Annotated in this window: 3 protein-coding genes; 2 read left to right on the top strand and 1 reads right to left on the bottom strand. The window is 74.9% G+C overall.

Annotation, left to right across the window (positions count from 1 at the left end; genetic code table 11):
- Window positions 1–8 precede the first annotated feature (8 nt).
- Window positions 9–437 (bottom strand): Rv3235 family protein, encoded by a 429-nt coding sequence (locus IH13_RS0118105; RefSeq protein WP_031085707.1) that lies wholly within the window; start codon window positions 435–437, stop codon window positions 9–11.
- 272 nt (window positions 438–709) lie between these two features.
- Between IH13_RS0118105 and IH13_RS0118110 the strand changes: the two genes are divergently transcribed.
- Both IH13_RS0118110 and IH13_RS0118115 read left to right on the top strand, forming a co-directional pair.
- Entirely contained in the window at window positions 710–1216 is a 507-nt protein-coding gene (locus IH13_RS0118110) for a DUF6912 family protein (protein WP_031085708.1), read from the top strand.
- Between the two features lie 76 nt (window positions 1217–1292).
- Window positions 1293–1532: HAD family hydrolase (locus tag IH13_RS0118115; protein ID WP_031085710.1), on the top strand; the 240-nt coding region annotated here is incomplete at its 3' end.

Consider the following 1532-nt stretch of genomic DNA (forward strand, 5'->3'; position numbering starts at 1 on the left):
CCCGCCGGTCATCGGACGGTGGCCAGGCGTTCCCCGCCCAGGTCGACCGCGGCGCACCGCCAGCGGAGGTCCGGGCCCCGTTCCAGGCGGAAGGCCATCGCGTGCACCCGCTCGCCCGTGGCGATGCTGGCGAACGCCTCGACCACGCCGGTCGCCGGCTGGGTGCCGTGACAGGCCCGGACGACCGGGCGCCGGCACCCCACGCCGAGCGGGGTGCTCGGCGCGAGCTCGGCGAGCTGGTCGTAGGCCTCGCCGATCGTGTGGCCCAGCATCCAGTGCACCGGGCGCTGGCCGCTCAGCACCGCGAGCAGGCGCTCCGCGAACCACTGGTGCGGCCGCAGCGGCTGCCGGGGCCGGTGCGGGGCCCTCTGCGGCGGTGCGGTCCTGGGCCTGGAACGGTCGCGTCGTCCGGCCGGCCTCGTCCTGTCCGTGCTCATGGTGTAGCCCCCGTGGCTGTCGTACTGCGCACCGTGCGAGTGCCGGGCGCTGGGTGATCTTCTACGGGGGCGGCCGAGGGCGCCGCAAGCCGCGGGCGGCACCGGGAGGCCGTCCGGAAGAATCACCTATCAGGGTGGCGGGCCCCGTGCCGCAAGGGCTCCGGAGGGGGTGACGGGCCTCGCCGGGTGGACGTCGGGGGGTCCCTGACGGGCCCCGATAGGGGACGTCCCACGTATCCTGAGGGCGTTGTCGACGACGAAAGCGGTCAGCCATGCGTGTGTACGTCCCCCTGACCCTCTCCGGCCTCGCGGCGGCCCATGGGGCGGGTGAGATCGGGCCGGGCCCGCTCACGGCCTACGGGGTGACCCCGTCCCTGCGTGAGTGGTACGTGTCCGACGACATCGAGGAGCTGGAGTACGCGGCGCTGAGCCGCGCCGCGTCCGCCTCGCTGCGGCTGATCGCCGGCAGGCCGGACGAGGCCCGGCGGCGGGTCGTGGTCGCCGTCGACGTACCGGACGGGGACGCGGTCGCCGACCCGGAGCAGGCACTCGACGCCTCGTCGCTGGGGGAGGTGCGCATCGCCCGCGCCCTGGCGCTGTCGAAGGCCGCCGCCGTGCACGTGGACGCCGACGACGCGGAGAAGGACGTCGCGGCGGCAGCGGCGGCGCTGGGCGCCGCGGACCTCGGCGACGACGACGCGCGGTTCACCGTGGACGGTGCGGAGGACCACGAGCTGCTGTGGTTCGGCGTCCAGGAGATCCCCGGCCTCATCGGCTGAGGCGGGCCGGGCGGGCGGTCCCGCCCCCGCCGCCGGGCACGGGGCGTTGTCGTACCCGGCGGGTACCGTTTCCGGTATGAATCATCGGGGGAAGCACGCCACGCATCTGGTCTGGGACTGGAACGGCACACTGCTCGACGACATCACCGCGGTCGTCGGGGCGACGAACGCGGCGTTCGCGGAGGCCGGTCTGCCGCCCATGACGCTGGAGCGGTACCGCGAGACGTACTGCGTGCCGATACCCCGGTTCTACGAGCGGCTGCTCGGCCGCCTGCCCACGGACGCCGAGTGGCAGCGGATGGACGGCGTCTTCCAC

The organism is Streptomyces sp. NRRL WC-3549 (genome assembly GCF_000721935.1).
Classification (GTDB): Bacteria; Actinomycetota; Actinomycetes; order Streptomycetales; family Streptomycetaceae; genus Streptomyces.